Here is an 18,284-nt window from a genome sequence, read left to right as displayed (position 1 = left end):
TTAGATTGATCCGGTGGTGCTCTCGGTCAACACGGCGGAGCCGCCGTGAATTCCCCACGATGGTTGCACGTCCGCTGTGCCCGAGTCATCCCTTTTACCAGCCGCCGCCCCGGCCGCCGCCACCGGGTCCGCCGTCCGGTCCGGTACCGGTTCGTCCGCCGGTTCAGCCACTCGTTCGTCCACCCGTTCGTCCACCGGTTCGTCCGCCCGGCCGGGGCCCTCCTCGGGGCCGCTCGGCCGGTAGACGTCGTACACGCCGGAGACCCGGAGCATGGCCCGCATCACGGCGGGCAGCGCGGCGGCGTCGGGCAGTTCCAGGGTGTAGCTGTGCCGGACCCGCAGCTGGCGGGGCGGTTCGACCTCGGCGGAGAAGATCGAGACGTCCTCGCCGGAGATCGCCGCGGTCAGGTCGGCGAGCAGCCGGGGGCGGTTCAGCGCCTCGGCGTGCAGGGTGACCCGGTAGCCCCACTGCGGGACGCCGCCGGGCAGCCAGCGCACCCCGACCGGGCGGCGGCCGCCGCGCAGCATCCGGGTGCCGGTGGGGCAGCCGGTGCGGTGCACGGCGACCACGTTGCCGCGGAGCAGGATGCCGGTCGCCTCGTCCGGCGGCACGGGGGTGCAGCAGCGGGCCAGCCGGACGGCGGCGCCGGGCAGCTCGGGGATCTCGGCGGGTGCGGCGGCGGGCGGCGCGGGGGGTGCGGCGGGGGCCGGGGCCTCGACGGCGGGGGGCCGCTCGGGGAGTTCGGCGGGGGCGGGGCGGGCGGCCAGCCGGCGCTCCACGGCGAGCCGGGCGCCGGGGGTGCGGACGTACTCCAGCCATTCCGGGTCGGGGCCGCTGTCCTCGCCCTCGGGGGCGGTGAGGAGGCCGAACACATCGCCGTCGCGGAGTTCGGTGGAGAGCGCGGCGAGCCGGCCGTTGACCCGGGCGCCGATACATCGGTGCCCGGTCTCCTCGCCGATCAGGTAGGCGGCGTCCAGGCAGGTCGAGCCGGCCGGCAGGTGCAGGGTGGTGCCGTCCTCGGTGACGGCGGTGATCTCCCGGTCGTCGCGCAGGTCGGCGGTGAGGGCGGACCAGAAGGCGTCCGGGTCGGGGGTGTCCTGCTGCCACTCCAGCAGCCGGGACAGCCAGCCGGGGCGGGCCGGGTCGGTGCGGTCCTCGGTCTCCTCGGCGGCGTTCCGCCCGTCCCGCGGGTCGCCGAGCGCGACCACGCCGGTCTCGGCGACCTCGTGCATCCGCCGGGTGCGGACCAGCACCTCGACCACCTCGCCGCCGGGCAGCGCGACCGCGGTGTGCAGGGACTGGTACAGGTTGAACTTGGGGGCGGCGACGAAGTCCTTGAACTCGCCGGGCAGCGGCGTCCAGCAGGTGTGCAGCTCGCCGAGGACGGCGTAGCAGTCGGCGTTCTCCTCGACCACCACCAGCAGTCGGCCGAAGTCGCCGGGGCGCAGTCCGGCGCCGTCCGGGCCGGTGCCGCGCTTGAGCATCACCCGGTGCAGCGAGACCAGGTGCCGGGGCCGGACGGTGACGGCGGCGGCGATGCCGGCCTCGCCGAGCTGGCGGCCGAGCTCGGCGGCGAACGGGGTCAGCGCGCCGTCCGTCCAGCCGGCCGCGACCGCGCCGGTGCGCGCGTACTCCTCGGGGTGCAGGGTGGCGAAGACGATGTCCTCCAGCTCGGCCTTGACCACCTGGATGCCGAGCCGTTCGGCGAGCGGGATCAGCACGTCCTTGGTGACCTTGGCGATCCGGACCTGGCTGGCCGGCTTCATGTGCCGGATGGTGCGCATGTTGTGCAGCCGGTCGGCGAGCTTGATCACCATGACCCGGATGTCGTCGCCGGTGGCGACCAGCATCTTGCGGAAGGTCTCGGGCTCGGCGGCGGCGCCGAAGTCGACCTTCTCCAACTTGGTGACGCCGTCCACCAGGTAGGCGATCTCGGGGCCGAACACCTCGGCGACCTGATCGAGCGTCACCTCGGTGTCCTCGACGGTGTCGTGCAGCAGCGAGGCGACCAGCGTGGTGGTGTCCGCGCCGAGCTGGGCGAGGATCATCGTGACGGCCAGCGGGTGGGTGATGTAGGGCTCGCCGCTCTTCCTGGTCTGCCCGCGGTGGCTCTCCTCGGCGACCCGGTACGCCCTGGTCAGCAGGGGGACGTCGGCCTGCGGGTGGTGCACCCGGTGGGCCTGGACGATGGGCTCGATGGCGTCGGGGACGGGCGTCCGCCCGGTGGCGAGCAGCGCGGCCCGGCCGGCCCGGCCGAGGGCCGCGCGACTGAACCGGCCCGCCTGCTGCTTGGACGGCGAGCCCGCCAACTCGGAGCGGATGGTCATCTGCACCTCCGGCAGCAACACCGGAGCGACGGCCGACCCGGTGGTCCATGCTACCGAGCAGACCACGTTGCGCGAGCCCCCGCTTCCCCTCTGTCACCCGGATCACTCGAACGGGCGGATTAGCCGAACGCCCGGCTGGGAAGCGGGGGCTGACGCCCCGTCGGTCCGGCCGGGGCCGCGCCGCAGGTCAGAGCAGCACGCCCGCGGCGACGATCACCGCGGGGCCGGTCATCTCGATCCGGCCGTCCGGGAACTCCTCGATCACCAGTCGCCCGCCGGGGACGTCCACCAGGTAGCCGACGGGCCGTCCGGTGACCGCCGGGTCGGCGCCGTCGCGCCGGATCGCCGCCACCGCGACGGCGCAGGCGCCGGTGCCGCAGGACAGCGTCTCGCCGGAGCCGCGCTCGTGCACCCGCATGGCGACGTGCCGCTCGCCCCGGTCCACCACGAACTCCACGTTCACGCCCTGCGGGTAGGCGGTGGCGGGGGCGGTGACCGGGGCCTCGTGCAGGGTGCCGGCGTGCGCCAGGTCCTCGACGAAGGCGACGGCGTGCGGGTTGCCCATGTTGACGTTCAGCGCGGGCCAGCTGCGGCCGTCCACCGTGACGGTGATGCCGTCCGGGCCGGGCAGCACGGCGCGGCCCATGTCGACGGTGACCTCGCCCGGAGTGCCGTCCGGGGCGTCCTCGGCGACCCGGACCCGCTTCACGCCGCCGCGGGTGGCCACCGCCCACTCGCCCGGCTTCGCGTGCCCGGCGTGCACCAGGTAGCGGGCGAACACCCGCACGCCGTTGCCGCACATCTCGGCGATCGAGCCGTCCGCGTTGCGGTAGTCCATGAACCACTCGGCCTGCTCGGCCATCCCGGCCGCGGCGGGCTCGGCCACCGAGCGGACCACCCGCAGCACGCCGTCCGCGCCGATCCCGGCCCGCCGGTCGCACAGGGCGGCGACCGTCTCCGCCGACAGCTCCAGCCGCCCGTCCGGGTCGGGGACGATCACGAAGTCGTTCTGGGTGCCGTGCCCCTTGAGGAAGGCCGTTCCGCTGATTCCGCTGCGCTCGCTCACACCGCCGATGGTAACGGCCGCGCGGGCCGGACCCCGGGGGCGTCCACCGGCGGTCCGCCGACGGTCGACCGGCGGTCGGCGGGCGATCGGCCGGAGGGTCAGCCGCGCAGGTGGACGACCCGCCAGGCGGCGAGCGCGCAGGCCAGCACGACCAGCAGGGTGTAGACCACGATGGCCTTCCAGCCGGCCCGTTCCTTGCTGCCGCGGTGCGGCACGCCCGGCCACTTGTAGCCGGCCTTGCGGGCGGCCATCGCGCCCCAGCCGACCGAGGCGGCGGTGATCAGCAGGCCGAGCATCCCGATCATCGCGGTCGCGCCCTCGCTGCCGAAGGCGAGCGGGAAGGCGAACATCAGCGAGCCGAACATCAGCGTCGCGGCGATCGGCAGGATCTGCCACCAGCGCAGTCGGCGCCGGGGCCGGATGTCCCGCTCGTGCACCACGCCCGGCACCGCGGCCAGGTCGTCGATCGCGGGCAGCGCCACCGCGTACGAGGTGGTCGGCACGACCAGCTCCGGCAGGGTCTCGGACCCGTCGGACATGTCGGCGAACCGCTCGTCGGTTTCGGGGCCGGTACCCGTGGACACGCGGCCTCCCCTGATGGCTCGGCACGAGCTCCGGGGCTCGCGGGCGGTGAGGCCGGCCCGCGTGCCGGGCCTCGGTGGTACCGATGATGGCACGGGCCGCCACCCCGACAGGGCGTACCGCGGGGTGATCGGGTGATCCGATGCCATGACGTGACCCCGCCGTGACCGCCGGTGCGTTCTGCACCTGCGTCTGCACCGGCAGACGCCCGGGCGGATGGCCGGATCGGGTCGCCGGGCAGCCGGAAACCGCCGGTCAGGCCGGTCCGGCCGGGGATTCCGGTCGGTGGATCAGTTCCATTGCGCGGCCCAGGAGTTCGACCGGATCGGCGCCCTCCGGCCGCTCCAGCCAGTGCACCCGGGCGTCCCGGCGGAACCAGGACTCCTGCCGCCGGGCGAACCGCCGGGTGGCCCGCACCGTCTCCGCCTTCGCCTCCTGCTCGGTGCACTCCCCCGCGAAGAACGCCAGCACCTGCTGGTAGCCCAGCGCCCGGCTCGCGGTCAGCCCCTCGCGCAGCCCGGCCTTCTCCAGCTCCCGGACCTCGTCGAGCAGCCCGGCCTCCCACATCCGGTCCACCCGCAGCTCGATCCGCCGGTCCAGCTCGGGCCGCGGCACCTGGACGCCGATCTGCACCGCCGGGTACACCGCCCGCCCGCTCGGCAGGCTGGCCGTGAACGGGCGTCCGGTGATCTCGACGACCTCCAGCGCCCGGACCACCCGCCGCCCGTTGCTGGGCAGGATCGCCTCCGCCGCCGCCGGGTCCAGCTCCGCGAGCCGCCGGTGCAGCACGCCGGGGCCGACCCGCTCCAGCTCCTCCTCCAGCCGGGCCCGCACCTGCGGGTCGGTGCCGGGGAACTCCAGCTCGTCGATCGCCGCCCGCACGTACAGGCCGGACCCGCCGACCAGCACCGGCGGCCGCCCGGCCGCCAGCTGCCGGTCCAGCTCGGCCCGGGCGAGGCGCTGGTACTCGGCCACCGAGGCGGTCTCGGTCACCTCCCAGACGTCCAGCAGGTGGTGCGGGACGCCGCCGCGCTCCTCGGGCGCCAGCTTGGCGGTGCCGATGTCCATGCCCTTGTAGAGCTGCATCGAGTCGGTGTTCACCACCTCCCCGCCGAGCTCGCGGGCGATCGCCACCGCCAGGTCGGACTTTCCGGCGGCGGTCGAACCGACGACCGAGACCACCCGGGGCGGGCTGACAGGAGAGGGGGGAACAGGACTGCTCACCCCCCCAGTCTCGCAAAACCCGGGCACCTCCCGTGTGGCGCCCTCGTTGTCCGGGGAGGATCGGCTGTGTCCGATGACGATTCGACCGTGAATGACCAGAGATGTGAGGAACGCACTCCATGGGCCTGATGGACAACCTCAAGCACAAGGCCGAGGAACTCAAGGACAAGGCGGGCGAGTTGGCCGACAAGCACAACGACAAGATCGACACCATGGTCGACAAGGCGGGCGAGGCCATCGACAAGGCGACCAAGCACAAGTACAGCGACCAGATCGGCAAGGGCGCCTCGGCCGCCAAGAGCGCGGCGGACTCGCTCGCCGCCAACAAGCCCAAGAACGACTGAGACCGGTCGGCCCCGGGGCCCTCAGCCCCAGGAGGCGACCAGGTAGCCGACGCCGTACGGGGCGTCGTCGTGGCGCAGCGCACCACCGAGCGCGGTGCCCTCGGCGGCGCCCGCCAGCACCTGCCAGGGGGCCCGGCCCTCCGCCATCAGCTCGGCGGACAGCTCCGGGTCCAGCGCGGCCAGCGCCGGCGCGTCCGCCGCGCCCAGCGCCCGGGCCACCTCCCGGTCGTACCCCTCGGCCCGCTCGTCCAGGTACCCGGGGGCCTTCACCGAGCGCCGGGCGCTGCCGTCGCCGAGCACCAGCAGGCCGACCCGGTCGGCGAGTTCGGCCAGGCCGCGGCCGAGGCCGAGCAGCCGCTCGGTCGCGGTGTCCGGCTTCACGGCGACGGCGTGGGTCGGCACTTGGACGCCCGCCTCCTCCAGCAGCCACGCCCCGACCGTCAGCGCGGGCGACAGCTCCGGCCCGTCGACGCCGCCGAGCGGCAGCCGCACCGCCTTCGCCACCCCGTAGCGGTGGAACGACCCGGCCCCGCCCTCGGTCCACACCCCGGCCCGCTCGCCCGTCCCGACCACCACCACCAGGTCGACCCCGGCCAGCTCCCGGACCGCCGCCAGGCACGCCTCCCGCAGCCCCGCCGCCTCCCCGGCGGCCCCGGCCGCGACCTCGGGCACGAGCAACGGCGGACACGGGCACACGGCGGCGGCAGCAAGCATGACGATCACTCTACGCGGGGCGCAGCGGGCAGTGGCGCGAAACCGGGGGCGCGGGGAACTGCGCGTCCCGGCGAGCACGCACCGCAAGATCGCTTCGCCGGACGGGAGTTGCCCTGTCCCGCGATCTTCCCGGTCCGCTCCTCCGCTGCGCGCAGTTCCCCGCCCCCCTGGCTTCGCGTCCGCAGGTCCGCCGAGCGGCCTCAGCAGCCGCAGGCGTCCCCGCTGGGGGCGGTCGGCTGCTGCGGGGCGCCGATCGTCGGCAGGCCGAGCATGACGCCGGCGGGCTTCGCGGCCGGCGCGGCCTGCCGCTTCTCCCAGGCGTCGCCCGCGCGGGTCCGGCGGACCCCCAGCACCGGGCCCTCCGCGAGCAGGTGGTGCGGGGCGGCGTACGTGATCTCCACCGTCACCATGTCGCCGGGCCGGACCCCGCCCTCCGGACGGCTGAAGTGCACCAGCCGGTTGTCGGGGGCGCGGCCGGAGAGCCGGTCGGTGCGGTCGTCCTTCTTGCCCTCGCCCTCGGCGACCAGGATCTCCAGCTTCCGCCCGACCTGCTTCTTGTTCTCCTCCCAGGAGATCTCCTCCTGGAGGGCGATCAGCCGGTCGTAGCGCTCCTGCACCACGGCCTTCGGGACCTGGTCCGCCATCTCGGCGGCCGGCGTCCCGGGGCGCTTGGAGTACTGGAAGGTGAAGGCGTTGGCGAAGCGCGCCTCGCGGACCACGTGCAGGGTCTGCTCGAAGTCCTCGTCGGTCTCGCCGGGGAAGCCGACGATGATGTCGGTGGAGATCGCGGCGTCCGGCATCGCGGCCCGGACCTTCTCGATGATGCCGAGGAAGCGTTCCTGCCGGTAGGAGCGCCGCATGGCGCGCAGCACGGTGTCGGAGCCGGACTGCAGCGGCATGTGCAGCTGGTGCATCACGTTGGGCGTCTCGGCCATCGCGGCGATCACGTCGTCGGTGAAGTCCTTGGGGTGCGGCGAGGTGAAGCGGACCCGCTCCAGGCCCTCGACCTGGCCGCAGGCGCGCAGCAGCTTGCCGAACGCCTCCCGGTCGCCGAGGTCGGAGCCGTAGGCGTTGACGTTCTGCCCGAGCAGGGTGACCTCGACGACGCCCTCGGCGACCAGCGCCTCGACCTCGGCGAGGACGTCGCCGGGGCGGCGGTCCTCCTCCTTGCCGCGCAGCGCGGGGACGATGCAGAAGGTGCAGGTGTTGTTGCAGCCGACCGAGATGGCGACCCAGGCCGCGTACGCGGACTCCCGCCGGGTGGGCAGGGTGGAGGGGAAGGTCTCCAGCGAGTCGAGGATCTCGACCTGGGCCTTCCGCTCGATCGCGGCGCGCTCCAGCAGGGCGGGCAGGTGGCCGATGTTGTGGGTGCCGAAGACCACGTCGACCCAGGGGGCCTTGCGGACGATGGTCTCGCGGTCCTTCTGGGCCAGGCAGCCGCCGACGGCGATCTGCATGCCGCGGTTGGCCTGCTTGGCGGGGGCGAGCCGGCCGAGGTTGCCGTACAGCTTGTTGTCGGCGTTCTCGCGGACCGCGCAGGTGTTGAACACCATCAGGTCGGGGTCGCCGTCGCCGGCGGCCTTGGTGTACCCGGCCTCCTCCAGCAGCCCGGACAGGCGCTCGGAGTCGTGGACGTTCATCTGGCAGCCGTACGTGACGACCTTGTAAGTTCGCAAGCTCTCCTCCATACCCACAGGGCACAAGGGTACGGGCAGCGGGGCGGGCCTCCCGCCGGGCGGTGGGGGCTGGCACTATCGCTGTCATGGCTGCTTCGAGCGTTCCACCCCGTCCCGGTGCCGCGCTGCGCGCGGTGCTGCGCGGGCGGCTGTTCCGGGTGGCGGCGGTGCTGCTGCTGGTGGTGGCGGGTGCGGGCGGCTGGTGGGCGTCCTCGGCGCGCTCGGCGGCGGGCCCGCGCGGGGAGGCGGCGTTCGCCACGGGGGTGCAGCGCGGGGTGTACGACCGCTACGGCGGGCTGCTGAAGGAGTACATCGGCTCGCACCTGCCGGGGGTGAAGGTCCGGCTGGACAACTCCGAGGGCTCGGTGGACAACCTGGAGCGCCTGGTGGCGGGCCGGGACGACTTCGCCATCGCCACGGCGGACGCGGTGGCGAGCTTCCAGAGCCCGGGCAAGCCGCAGCTGCGGGCGATCGCCCGGCTGTACGACGACTACATGCAGCTGGTGGTGCCGGCCGACTCGCCGGTGCACAAGGTGTCCGACCTGCGCGGCCTGCGGGTGGGGGTGGGGCAGCCGAAGTCGGGCGTGAACCTGGTGACCCGGCGGCTGCTGGAGGCGGCGGGCCTGAACCCGGACCGGGACGTCCGGTCGGCGATGCTCGGGGTCGGGCAGGCCGCGGACGAGCTGCGGGCGAAGCAGTTGGACGCGTTCTTCTGGTCCGGCGGCCTGCCGACGGCGGCGCTCTCCGACCTCTCGGAGCAGACCCCGATCCGGATCGTCCCGATGGGCGACCTGTCGGACCCACTGCACCAGCTGTCCGGCGACGGGGTGGACGCGTACCGGGCGGCGACCATCCCGGCGGACGCCTACCCGCGGGTGGAGCCGGAGCGGACGGCGGTGCCGACGGTGGCGGTGCCGAACCTGCTGGTGACCCGGGCGGACGTGGACCCGGGCCTGGTGGAGGCGCTGACCCGGGTGGTGATCGACAGCCGGGACGACATCGGCCGCAAGGTGCACGCCGCGCAGCTGGTGGACCTGCGGACGGCGGTGTACACCGACCCGCTGCCGCTGCACGAGGGCGCGAAGCGCTACTACCTGTCCGTCAAGCCGTAGGCGAGCGGTCCGGTCGGTTCCGTCGGCCGCCCCGGCGCCGCGGCACGGTGAGCCGCACCGTCAGCCCATGCGGTTCGGCCGGTTCGAAGCCGAGCTCGCCGCCGCCGGCCAGCAGCAGGGTGCGGGCGATGGACAGGCCGAGGCCGGAGCCGTCGACGTTCTGGTGCCGGGAGGAGCGCCAGAAGCGGTCGCCGACCCGGGCCAGCTCCTCCTCGGTGAGGCCGGGCCCGGCGTCGGTGACGGTGGCGGTGACGTTCTCCTTGGCGATCAGCAGGCCGACCTGGACGGCGCTGTCGGCGGGGGTGAACTTGATGGCGTTGTCGAGGACGGCGTCCAGCGCGCTGCCGAAGCCGATCGGGTCGGCCCAGGCGTGCGCCATCGGCGGGCCCTGCCAGCGGAGCGCGATGCCGCGCTGGTCGGCGAGCGGCCGCCAGGCGTCGACCCGGGCCCGGACCAGTTCGGCCAGGTCGACGGGTTCGGGCTCGGGCCGGGAGCCCTCGGCGGTGGCCAGGCCGAGCAGGTCGTCCAGGACCCGGGCCAGCCGGGCGCCCTCCTCGCGGACGGCGGCGATCTCCTCCTCGTGGCCCTCGGGCAGGGCCAGGCCGATCAGCTCGACCCGCAGCAGCAGCGCGGCGAGCGGGTTGCGCAGTTGGTGCGAGGCGTCCGCGACGAAGGCCCGCTGCTGGTCGATGGCGATCACCACGTGGTCCGCCATGTCGTTGAACGAGCGGGCCAGCCGCCGCAGTTCGGGCGGCCCGCCGCTGGGGGCGACCCGGGCGTCCATCCGCCCGGTGGCGATGTCGTGGGTGGCCCGGTCGAGGGTGCGGACGGGCCGCAGCACCCAGCCGGTGAGGCGGACGGCGAGCAGGATGGCGACGATCATGGCGAGCGCCTCGCCGCCGGCCAGCAGCAGCCAGCGGTGCAGGATGCGGGAGCGCAGGCCGCCGGTGGGCGACTCGGTGAGCACCACGGCGACCACGTCGCCGTCCCGGACCACGGGCAGCGCGACGGCGAGGGTGCGGTCCGGGGTCCACGGCCAGACCTGCGGCGGGTTGTGGCTGCGGCGGCCGGCCAGCGCCTCCTGGTAGGCCTGCCGGCCGGGGCCGTCCTCGGGGGGCCGCCAGTCGGCGGGGGCGACGGCGACGGCGCTGCCGTCGCGCTCGAAGACGCCGATCCGGGTGCCGTACAGCTGGTGGTAGCGGGCGGCCTCGCTGGTGAGGGCGTGCAGCCGGCCGTTGTCGCCGGGGCCGGGCTGCGGGTCGCCCTTGACCGCGCTGGCGCTGGGGCGGCCCTGGGTGGGCAGGTCCTGGGCGAAGCGGGCGGCGTCGTCGATCCGGTCGACGACGACCTTGGACTGCTCGGAGGCGGCCGTCAGGTACGCCAGCGGGACGCCGAGGGCCGCGAGCACGCAGGCCATCAGGGCGATCAGGATGCCGAGCAGGCGGTTGCGCACGTGCCGCTCAGCGCTCCGGGCCGTCGGCGTGGGAGGCACCGGAAGCGTCGGGGGCACCGGGGGCTCCGGGGGCGTCGGGGCCGGCGGGCTGGTCGGGTATCAGCCGGTAGCCGACGCCGCGGACCGCCTCGACCAGGCCGGGCAGCCCGAGCTTGGTGCGCAGCGAGCCGATGTGCACCTCCAGGGTGCGGCCGTTGCCCTCCCAGCCGGAGCGCCAGACCTCGCTGAAGATCTGCTCGCGGCGGTAGACCACGCCGGGGCTCTGGGCGAGCAGCGCCAGCAGGTCGAACTCCTTGCGGGTGAGCGGCACGTCGCGGCCCTCGACCGAGACCCGGCGGCGCTCGCGGTCGATCTCGACGCCGCGGGAGGCCAGCGGACCGGCCGGGGCGGGGCCGGTCTCCTCGACCGCGCGGTCGATGCCGCGGCGGGCCACCGCGTGGATGCGGGCGAGGAGTTCGCCCATGTCGTAGGGCTTGACCACGTAGTCGTCGGCGCCCAGGTTGAGGCCGTGGATGCGGGAGCGGATGTCGGCCCGCGCGGTCACCATGATCACCGGGACCCGGCTGCCGGCCCGGATGCGGCTGCACACCTCGAAGCCGTCCCGGTCGGGCAGGCCGAGGTCGAGCAGCACCACCCGGTAGGGGTCGCTGCCGTCCGGGACGAGCGCGTCCAGCGCCTCGTGGCCGCTGCGGGCGTGCCGGACCTGGAAGCCGTGGCGGCCGAGCACCGCGACCAGGGCGGCCGCGACGCGGTCGTCGTCCTCGACCAGGAGCAGGCGCATCGGGTTCCCTTCCTGTCGGTGGCGGTGGTGAGCGGGTGGTGAACGGCGGTGGGGGTTCGGGGACGGGCGGACGGCGGCGGGTGCCGGCCGTCCCGGCGCCGCCCCGTGCGGGACGCGGGCCATCCTGGCATCCATGCCCATCCGGCGTCACCCGGTCAACCACCTGGCCCGGTCCGTTACGGAGCCGGTATCCGGGCCGGGTCCGCGATCCCCCGACTACCCGGCGTAGCCGAACCGTGATCCTCAAGTTCAGCTCAGATCGGCTGACGGGCCGTCGTGTACCTGTCTAAAGTCGCCCCGTCCGGGGGCCGCGGGCTCCGCCGGCTCCGGCCCCCGGACATCAGACGGACCATCACCGATGCTGCGGCCCCCACGAGTTGGCCCGGGTTCGGAGGACGAGGGAGCGAGCCGCGATGACCGAGAACAGCGCCGACCTGCGGAAGCCGGAGTCGGGCAGCGCCGTCCCGCTGGTGTCCCTGCGCGGGGTGAACAAGCACTTCGGCGCGCTGCACGTGCTGCAGGACATCGACCTGGACATCGCGCAGGGCGAGGTCGTGGTGCTGATCGGCCCGTCCGGCTCCGGCAAGTCCACGCTGTGCCGCACCATCAACCGGCTGGAGACCATCGACTCCGGCAGCATCGAGGTGGACGGCAGGCCGCTGCCGGCCGAGGGCCGCGAGCTGGCCCGGCTGCGCGCCCAGGTGGGCATGGTGTTCCAGTCCTTCAACCTGTTCGCGCACAAGACGGTGCTGGAGAACGTGGTGCTGGCGCAGGTCAAGGTCGGCCGGGTGCCGAAGGCCGAGGCCGAGCGGGAGGCCCGCGAGCTGCTGGACCGGGTCGGGGTGGGCGCGCAGGCCGACAAGTACCCGTCCCAGCTGTCCGGCGGCCAGCAGCAGCGGGTGGCGATCGCCCGCGCGCTGGCGATGAAGCCCAAGGTGATGCTGTTCGACGAGCCGACCTCGGCCCTCGACCCGGAGATGGTCAACGAGGTGCTGGAGGTGATGCGCTCGCTCGCCGGCCGCGGCATGACGATGGTCGTGGTCACCCACGAGATGGGCTTCGCCCGCTCCGCCGCGAACCGGGTGCTGTTCATGGCCGACGGCCGGATCGTCGAGGAGAACACCCCCGAGGCGTTCTTCACCGCCCCGCGCAGCGACCGCGCCAAGGACTTCCTCTCGAAGATCCTGCACCACTGAGTCCGACCTTGATCTAGCGTCAGTTCGAATTTGCCCGGAGCCAGACGTTGGCCCCTACCGAGGAGTGAACGACCGCATGAAGGCCCGTCGTACCGTAGCCGCCGCCCTGTCCGTGCTCGCCCTGACCGCGGTCGCCGCCTGCGGCAAGGACGGCTCCCCCAGCGGGTCGACCGACAACAAGTCGGCCGCCGCCGCGCAGCTGCCCACCTACAAGGTGAACTCCGCCGCCAAGCTGGACGGTTCGGCCGCCTGGACCGCCGCCAAGGCCAAGGGCAAGCTGACCATCGGCGCCAAGTCGGACCAGCCGTTCCTCGGCTTCGAGGACGTGCAGACCGGCAAGCGCAACGGCTTCGACATCGAGATCGCCAAGATGATCGCCGCCGACCTGGGCTTCGACCCGGAGACCCAGATCGAGTGGAAGACCATCAACTCCAGCGCCCGCGAGACCTCGCTCTCCGGCGGCCAGGTCGACCTCTACGTCGGCACCTACTCGATCAACGACAACCGCAAGAAGCTGATCTCCTTCGGCGGCCCGTACTACATCGCCGGCCAGTCGCTGCTGGTGAACAAGGACAACACCGACATCACCGGCCCCGAGTCCACCAAGGACAAGTCGGTCTGCACGGTGACCGGTTCGACCTCGATCACCAACATCGAGAAGTACGGCGCCAAGGTCACCAAGTTCGAGAGCTACTCGCTCTGCGTGGAGAAGCTGCTCACCAAGGAGGTCGACGCGGTCACCACCGACGACGCGATCCTCAAGGGCTACGCCGCCAAGAACAAGGGCCAGCTCAAGGTCGTCGGCCAGACCTTCTCGACCGAGCGCTACGGCGTCGGCGTGAAGCTCGGCGACTCCGCGCTGCAGAAGGCCGTCAACGACGCGCTGAAGGCGCACGAGGACAACGGCGACTGGAAGAAGGCCTACGACGCCACCCTCGGCCTGTCCGGCTCCGCGGCGCCCAGCATCCCGGCCCTGGACCCGATCGCCGCCGGCTGACGCCGCCGCCGCACCGACACCGAGAGACGAGAGGAGGGCCGCCGGCATGGGCCTGCTGTTCGAGGACGGCAATTTCCACCTGTTCGCCCAGGGATTCCTGAGCACGGTCGAACTGAGCGCGCTCAGCGCCCTGTTCGCCCTGCTGCTGGGCATCGTGCTGGCGGCCTTCCGGGTCTCCCCGGTCCCGGTGCTGCGCGCCTTCGGCACCGGCTGGGTGACGGTGTTCCGCAACACCCCGCTCACCCTGCTGTTCTTCGCGGCGACCTTCGTGCTGCCGCGGCTGGACGTCCACATCAGCAGCTTCACGGCCGCGGTGGCCGCGCTCAGCGCCTACACCGGCAGCTTCGTCTGCGAGGTGCTGCGCTCCGGCATCAACACGGTGCCGCTGGGCCAGGCCGAGGCCGCCCGCTCGCTGGGCATGAACTTCGGCCAGACCCTCGGCCTGGTGGTGCTCCCGCAGGCGGCCCGCGCGGTGATCGCCCCGATGGGGTCGGTGTTCATCGCGCTGCCCCGCAACTCGGCCATCGCCGGCGCGTTCAACGTGTCCGAGCTGTTCAGCGTCCAGAAGACCCTGACCGAGAAGGGCTACGACATCTTCGCCATCTTCTTCTGGCTGGCCCTCGCCTACCTGGTGATCAGCTTCGCGGTCGGCGCGGTCTTCGGCACCCTCGAGCGCCGTGCGGCGGTGGCCCGATGAGCACCCGCACCGCCTCCGCCTCCGTCCTGTACGACGTCCCCGGCCCGCGGGCCCGGGCCCGCTACCGGGTGCTCGGCGTGCTCGGCCTGCTCGGCACGGCCGGCCTGTTCTGGTGGATCGTCAGCACCCTCTCCGACCAGGGCCAGTTCGACGGGGACCTGTGGGACCCGTTCCAGTACACCGCCGTCCAGCAGCGCGTGGTCGACGGCGTCCTCGCCACCCTGAAGGTCTTCGGCCTGGCCGCGGTCGGCTCGCTGGTGCTCGGCGCGCTGCTCGCCGTCGGACAGCTCTCCGACCACCGGGCGGTCCGGCTGGTCTGCACCCCGGTGGTGCAGTTCTTCCGGGCCCTGCCGCTGGTCATCATGATCTTCGCGCTCTGGCAGGCGCTGTTCACCGCCCAGCCGATGTGGGGCCTGGTGGTCGGCCTGACGCTGTACAACGGCGCCGTGCAGGCCGAGGTGATCCGCTCCGGCATCAACGCCGTCCCGCGCGGCCAGGCCGAGGCCGCCTACGCGCTCGGCCTGCGCAAGACCCAGGTGATGAGCCTGGTGCTGATCCCGCAGGCGGTCCGCTCGATGCTGCCGACGATCATCGGCCAGCTGGTGGTCACGCTCAAGGACACCTCGCTCGGCTACATCATCACCTACCCCGAGCTGCTGTACGCGGGCAAGCTGATCGCCACCAACTCGGACGGGTACCCGTACATCCCGGTGCTCATCGTGATCACCCCGATCTACATCGCGCTCTGCCTGGCCCTCACCGGCCTGGCCCACCGGATCGAGTCGCGCGGCCGGCGCGGCGCGAACCGGCGCGGCACAGCCGCTGCTTGACGGACACCCAGGTGATCTGTTGCATTGCTGTTCGTGACACCACCTGGGACCTCTCACCCGGCATATGACGCCCCGGCGGCCGCCGCCGCCCGCCCGAAGGCCCCGACATGGCTCCGGTGATCATCGTCGGGGCGGGGCCGGTCGGCCTCGCCCTGGCGCTCGCGCTGGCCCGCAACGAAGTCCCCAGCCTGGTCCTGGACGAGGGCTCCGGCCTCTGCCCCGAGAGCCCCCGCACCGTCGTGCTCGGCGGCGACACCACCGCCTTCCTCGGCCGGATCGGCTACACCCGGGCCGCCTCCGACGCCGCCCGCTGGGACGCCTTCAGCATCTGGCGCCGCCGCACCGAGGTGCTGCGCCTGCCGCTGGACGCCGAACCCGTCCTGCACCTCGCCCAGCACCGCCTCCAGCGCGGCCTGCTCGACGCCGTCGCCGCCGCCCCGCTGATCCGGCTCACCCCCCGGCACCGGGTGGTCGAACTCACCCAGGACCGGGACGGCGTGACGGTCCGCACCGACTCCCGCGCCGGCGAGGCCCAGTGGCACGGCAGCCACCTGGTCGGCTGCGACGGGGCCCGCTCCACCGTCCGCCGGCTGCTCAAGGTCCGCTTCCCCGGCCGACCGGCCGTCGACCGGCACGCCGTCGCCACCGTCCGGGTCGACCTGCCGTTCCCCGGCGAGGCCCGGCTGCACCGCGAACCCCCGTGGCGCGGCGACCGCGAGGCCTCCGCCCGCCCGCTCCCGGACGGCCTGTGGCGGCTCGACTGGCGGCTGCCCCCCGGCCGCCCCCAGCCCACCGAGCCGGTCGACCCGCACGCCACCTGGCCCGGCATCGTCACCGGCGACACCCTGCTCACCCGGGTCACCTCCGCGCTCACCGGCTGGTGCGGCGAACTGCCCCCGCACCAGCTGCTCGCCGCCGCCGACCACACCTACCAGCAGCGGCTGGCCGCCCGCTTCCGCACCGGCCGCTGCTTCCTGGCCGGCGACGCCGCCCACCTGCACGGCGCGCTCGGCATGCAGAACCTCGCCGACGGCCTGCGCGACGCCGACAACCTGGCCTGGCGGCTCGCCCTGGCCTGGCACCTGCCGCCCGACTCCGCCGCCGCCGACAGCGCCCTGCTCGACGGCTACCAGGCCGAGCGGCGCGGCGCGGTCGGCGCCCGGCTGCGCGCCGTCGACCAGACCATGCCGCTGCTGCGCCCGCTGCGCGGCTGGGCCGAGACCCGGCGCTCGCTGTTCTCCGGCTCCTTCCGCAAGAACGCCCCGCTGCTCGCCGACGGGCAGCTCGGCACCGGCCGCTTCGGCGGCGCCCCTGCCTACCCCGCCGCCCCGTCCGGCGCCCGGGTCCCCGAGCAGCGCGGCGGCGGGCGCGGCACCGCGCTGACCGAGCAGCTCCCCGCGACCGCCCCCGGCGTGCTGGTCCCCGACCTCCCGGTGGTCACCGCCGGCGGGGCCGCCGACACCCTGCGGGCCCGGCTCGGCGGCGCGTTCCTGCTGGTCCTGGTCGCGCCGGGGACGGGCGTCTGGTCCGCCGAGCACTGGCTCGGCGCCGGCCTGATGCCCCGCCTGGCCGAACTCGCCGCCGCCCTCCCCGTCCCCACCGAGGTCCTGGTCGCCGACGCCTACCCGGGCGCCGCCCCGCACACCGTCCTGCTGATCCGCCCCGACGGCCACCTGCTCGGCACCACCCCGGGCCCCGACGCCGAGACACTCACCGCCCTCACCGCCCCGCTCATCCCGAAGCCGGGCCTGGAACAGCAGGACGCCAAGGGCTGACGGAGCCGGTGCCGGCTAGCGTGCGACCTCCGTCGCCCGCGACTCCCGCACCACCGTGATCCGGATCTGCCCCGGGTAGGTCAGCTCCTCGCGGACCTGCCGGGCGACGTCCTTGGCGATCTCCTGGGCGCGCAGGTCGTCGACGGCGTCGGGCCGGACCATCACCCGGACCTCGCGGCCGGCCTGCATCGCGTAGACCTTGGTGACGCCGTCGTGCGCGCCGGCGATCTCCTCCAGCCGCTCCAGCCGGCGGACGTACGCCTCGACCGACTCCTTGCGCGCGCCCGGCCGCCCGGCCGAGCAGGCGTCGGCGGCCTGGGTCAGCACAGCCTCCACCGTCTTCGGCTCGACCTCGCCGTGGTGCGCCTCTATCGCGTGCACGACCTCCGCCGACTCGCCGTGCCGCCGGGCGAACTCGGCGCCGATCGCGGCGTGGCTGCCCGGCACCCGGTGGCTGAGCGCCTTGCCGATGTCGTGCAGCAGCGCGGCCCGCCGCACCGGCTCCGGGTCGACGCCGAGCTCCGCCGCCATCATCCCGGCCAGGTGCGCGGACTCCACCAGGTGCCCGAGCACGTTCTGCCCGTACGACGTCCGGTAGCGCAGGGTGCCGAGGGTGCGGACGAGTTCGGGCGACATCTCGCCGCTCGCGCCGATCCCGACCGTGAGCAGCGCGTCCTCGCCGGCCCGGACGCACAGCCGCTCGACCTCGGCGCGGCTGCGCTCGTGCGCCTCCTCGATCCGGACCGGGTGGATGCGGCCGTCGACCAGCAGCGCCTCCAGGGTGAGGCGGGCGCTCTCCCGCCGGACCGGGTCGAAGCAGGACAGCTGGACCAGCCCCGGGGTGTCGTCGACGATCAGGTTGACGCCGGTGACGGCCTCGAAGGCACGGATGTTGCGGCCCTCCCGGCCGATCACCCGGCCCTTCATGTCCTCGCTGGGCAGCCGCAGGGTGGTGACCACCGTCTCGGCGGTCTGCTCGGCGGCCAACCGCTGGATCGACGCGGCGATGATCTCGCGGGCCCGGCCCTCGCCCTCGACGACGGCCCGCCGCTCGATCTCCCGGACGGTCAGCGCGGCCTCCCGCCGGGCCTCCGCCTCGGCGCCCCGGACGACCTCCTCGCGGGCCTGCTCGGCCGTCAGCCCGGCGGTGCGTTCCAGGACCAGCAGGCTCTCCGCCGTCCGTTCGGCGAGTTCGCCGCGGACCCGCTCGGCCTCGACGGCCCGGACGGCGAGTTCGTCCTCGTGCAGGTGGAGGCGGTGCAGCTCGGCGGTGAGCCGCTCCTCGCGGCGGTCGAGCTCGGCCCGGCGCTGACGAAGCATCATGAAACCGGCGGCCAGCACCAGGACGAGGGCGCCGATCAGCACCCCGGCCGCCAGCAGCAGGGAGGAACCCGTTCCGGTGCCCTGAGCGATCCCCATGTGGCCACTCCTCGTCACTGCGCACGCTGCCGCTGAGGTGACCTCCGCGATCGTTCTGCCACTGACAGTGAGGCTAGGTGGAGGTTACGA

Annotated in this window: 16 protein-coding genes; 7 read left to right on the top strand and 9 right to left on the bottom strand. The window is 74.0% G+C overall.

Annotation, left to right across the window (positions count from 1 at the left end; translation table 11 throughout):
- From ACIOHG_RS25355 to miaA, 4 genes are all read right to left on the bottom strand, one after another.
- Nucleotides 1–2,328 (bottom strand): RelA/SpoT family protein, encoded by a 2,328-nt coding sequence (locus tag ACIOHG_RS25355; protein ID WP_400953894.1) that lies wholly within the window; start codon nucleotides 2,326–2,328, stop codon nucleotides 1–3.
- A gap of 187 nt (nucleotides 2,329–2,515) precedes the next feature.
- Nucleotides 2,516–3,394, bottom strand: coding sequence for a diaminopimelate epimerase (gene dapF / locus ACIOHG_RS25350; RefSeq protein WP_400953893.1), 879 nt, complete (start codon nucleotides 3,392–3,394; stop codon nucleotides 2,516–2,518).
- Between the two features lie 98 nt (nucleotides 3,395–3,492).
- Nucleotides 3,493–3,978 carry a hypothetical protein gene (locus ACIOHG_RS25345; RefSeq protein ID WP_400953892.1) on the bottom strand — a complete coding sequence of 162 codons (486 nt, stop codon included), beginning with the start codon at nucleotides 3,976–3,978 and terminating at the stop codon, nucleotides 3,493–3,495.
- Nucleotides 3,979–4,231: 253 nt separating this feature from the next.
- Nucleotides 4,232–5,200 (bottom strand): tRNA (adenosine(37)-N6)-dimethylallyltransferase MiaA, encoded by a 969-nt coding sequence (gene miaA, locus ACIOHG_RS25340; RefSeq protein WP_400953891.1) that lies wholly within the window; start codon nucleotides 5,198–5,200, stop codon nucleotides 4,232–4,234.
- 119 nt (nucleotides 5,201–5,319) lie between these two features.
- On the opposite strand from miaA, the gene ACIOHG_RS25335 reads away from it, so the two are divergent.
- Entirely contained in the window at nucleotides 5,320–5,544 is a 225-nt protein-coding gene (locus ACIOHG_RS25335; RefSeq protein ID WP_400953890.1) for an antitoxin, read from the top strand.
- A gap of 21 nt (nucleotides 5,545–5,565) precedes the next feature.
- Here the strand turns inward: ACIOHG_RS25335 and ACIOHG_RS25330 are convergent, their stop codons facing one another.
- A complete protein-coding gene (locus ACIOHG_RS25330) occupies nucleotides 5,566–6,258 on the bottom strand; it encodes a hypothetical protein (protein ID WP_400953889.1) in 693 nt (230 codons plus the stop codon).
- 200 nt (nucleotides 6,259–6,458) lie between these two features.
- Nucleotides 6,459–7,946, bottom strand: coding sequence for a tRNA (N6-isopentenyl adenosine(37)-C2)-methylthiotransferase MiaB (gene miaB, locus ACIOHG_RS25325; protein WP_400953888.1), 1,488 nt, complete (start codon nucleotides 7,944–7,946; stop codon nucleotides 6,459–6,461).
- 74 nt (nucleotides 7,947–8,020) lie between these two features.
- Between miaB and ACIOHG_RS25320 the strand changes: the two genes are divergently transcribed.
- A complete protein-coding gene (locus tag ACIOHG_RS25320) occupies nucleotides 8,021–9,046 on the top strand; it encodes a TAXI family TRAP transporter solute-binding subunit (protein WP_400953887.1) in 1,026 nt (341 codons plus the stop codon).
- Here the strand turns inward: ACIOHG_RS25320 and ACIOHG_RS25315 are convergent.
- Both ACIOHG_RS25315 and ACIOHG_RS25310 read right to left on the bottom strand, forming a co-directional pair.
- Nucleotides 9,036–10,499, bottom strand: coding sequence for a sensor histidine kinase (locus ACIOHG_RS25315; protein ID WP_400953886.1), 1,464 nt, complete (start codon nucleotides 10,497–10,499; stop codon nucleotides 9,036–9,038). The two genes, ACIOHG_RS25320 and ACIOHG_RS25315, sit on opposite strands and share 11 nt — an antisense overlap.
- A 7-nt stretch (nucleotides 10,500–10,506) precedes the next feature.
- Entirely contained in the window at nucleotides 10,507–11,280 is a 774-nt protein-coding gene (locus ACIOHG_RS25310) for a response regulator transcription factor (RefSeq protein WP_400953885.1), read from the bottom strand.
- A gap of 413 nt (nucleotides 11,281–11,693) precedes the next feature.
- Here ACIOHG_RS25310 and ACIOHG_RS25305 point away from each other — a divergent pair, with 413 nt between their 5' ends.
- The 5 genes from ACIOHG_RS25305 to ACIOHG_RS25285 all read left to right on the top strand — a co-directional run bounded on the left by ACIOHG_RS25305 (nucleotide 11,694) and on the right by ACIOHG_RS25285 (nucleotide 16,775).
- Nucleotides 11,694–12,476 (top strand): amino acid ABC transporter ATP-binding protein, encoded by a 783-nt coding sequence (locus ACIOHG_RS25305; protein ID WP_400953884.1) that lies wholly within the window; start codon nucleotides 11,694–11,696, stop codon nucleotides 12,474–12,476.
- 76 nt (nucleotides 12,477–12,552) lie between these two features.
- On the top strand, nucleotides 12,553–13,473 hold the full coding sequence (locus ACIOHG_RS25300; protein ID WP_400953883.1) for a transporter substrate-binding domain-containing protein: 921 nt from the start codon (nucleotides 12,553–12,555) through the stop codon (nucleotides 13,471–13,473).
- Nucleotides 13,474–13,519: 46 nt separating this feature from the next.
- Nucleotides 13,520–14,170: an amino acid ABC transporter permease gene (locus ACIOHG_RS25295; protein ID WP_400953882.1), complete on the top strand. Its 651-nt coding sequence runs from the start codon at nucleotides 13,520–13,522 to the stop codon at nucleotides 14,168–14,170.
- A complete protein-coding gene (locus ACIOHG_RS25290) occupies nucleotides 14,167–15,000 on the top strand; it encodes an amino acid ABC transporter permease (protein ID WP_400953881.1) in 834 nt (277 codons plus the stop codon). Before ACIOHG_RS25295 ends, ACIOHG_RS25290 begins: the two co-directional genes overlap by 4 nt.
- Before the next feature lie 107 nt (nucleotides 15,001–15,107).
- On the top strand, nucleotides 15,108–16,775 hold the full coding sequence (locus tag ACIOHG_RS25285) for an FAD-dependent monooxygenase (protein ID WP_400953880.1): 1,668 nt from the start codon (nucleotides 15,108–15,110) through the stop codon (nucleotides 16,773–16,775).
- Nucleotides 16,776–16,790: 15 nt separating this feature from the next.
- Here ACIOHG_RS25285 and rny read toward each other — a convergent pair whose 3' ends face one another.
- Nucleotides 16,791–18,194: a ribonuclease Y gene (rny, locus tag ACIOHG_RS25280; RefSeq protein WP_400953879.1), complete on the bottom strand. Its 1,404-nt coding sequence runs from the start codon at nucleotides 18,192–18,194 to the stop codon at nucleotides 16,791–16,793.
- Nucleotides 18,195–18,284: the final 90 nt, after the last annotated feature.

Source organism: Kitasatospora sp. NPDC088134 (genome assembly GCF_044741705.1).
Classification (GTDB): domain Bacteria; phylum Actinomycetota; class Actinomycetes; order Streptomycetales; family Streptomycetaceae; genus Kitasatospora.
This window is presented reverse-complemented; position numbering and strand designations above follow the sequence as displayed.

Coding starts and splice junctions, on each gene's coding strand:
- ACIOHG_RS25355 (WP_400953894.1), bottom strand. CDS start 2,328: ATGACCATCCGCTCCGAGTTGGCGGGCTCGCCGTCCAAGCAGCAGGCG.
- ACIOHG_RS25335 (WP_400953890.1), top strand. CDS start 5,320: ATGGGCCTGATGGACAACCTCAAGCACAAGGCCGAGGAACTCAAGGAC.
- ACIOHG_RS25330 (WP_400953889.1), bottom strand. CDS start 6,258: ATGCTTGCTGCCGCCGCCGTGTGCCCGTGTCCGCCGTTGCTCGTGCCC.
- miaB (WP_400953888.1), bottom strand. CDS start 7,946: ATGGAGGAGAGCTTGCGAACTTACAAGGTCGTCACGTACGGCTGCCAG.
- ACIOHG_RS25320 (WP_400953887.1), top strand. CDS start 8,021: ATGGCTGCTTCGAGCGTTCCACCCCGTCCCGGTGCCGCGCTGCGCGCG.
- ACIOHG_RS25310 (WP_400953885.1), bottom strand. CDS start 11,280: ATGCGCCTGCTCCTGGTCGAGGACGACGACCGCGTCGCGGCCGCCCTG.
- ACIOHG_RS25305 (WP_400953884.1), top strand. CDS start 11,694: ATGACCGAGAACAGCGCCGACCTGCGGAAGCCGGAGTCGGGCAGCGCC.
- ACIOHG_RS25300 (WP_400953883.1), top strand. CDS start 12,553: ATGAAGGCCCGTCGTACCGTAGCCGCCGCCCTGTCCGTGCTCGCCCTG.
- ACIOHG_RS25295 (WP_400953882.1), top strand. CDS start 13,520: ATGGGCCTGCTGTTCGAGGACGGCAATTTCCACCTGTTCGCCCAGGGA.
- ACIOHG_RS25290 (WP_400953881.1), top strand. CDS start 14,167: ATGAGCACCCGCACCGCCTCCGCCTCCGTCCTGTACGACGTCCCCGGC.
- ACIOHG_RS25285 (WP_400953880.1), top strand. CDS start 15,108: ATGGCTCCGGTGATCATCGTCGGGGCGGGGCCGGTCGGCCTCGCCCTG.
- rny (WP_400953879.1), bottom strand. CDS start 18,194: ATGGGGATCGCTCAGGGCACCGGAACGGGTTCCTCCCTGCTGCTGGCG.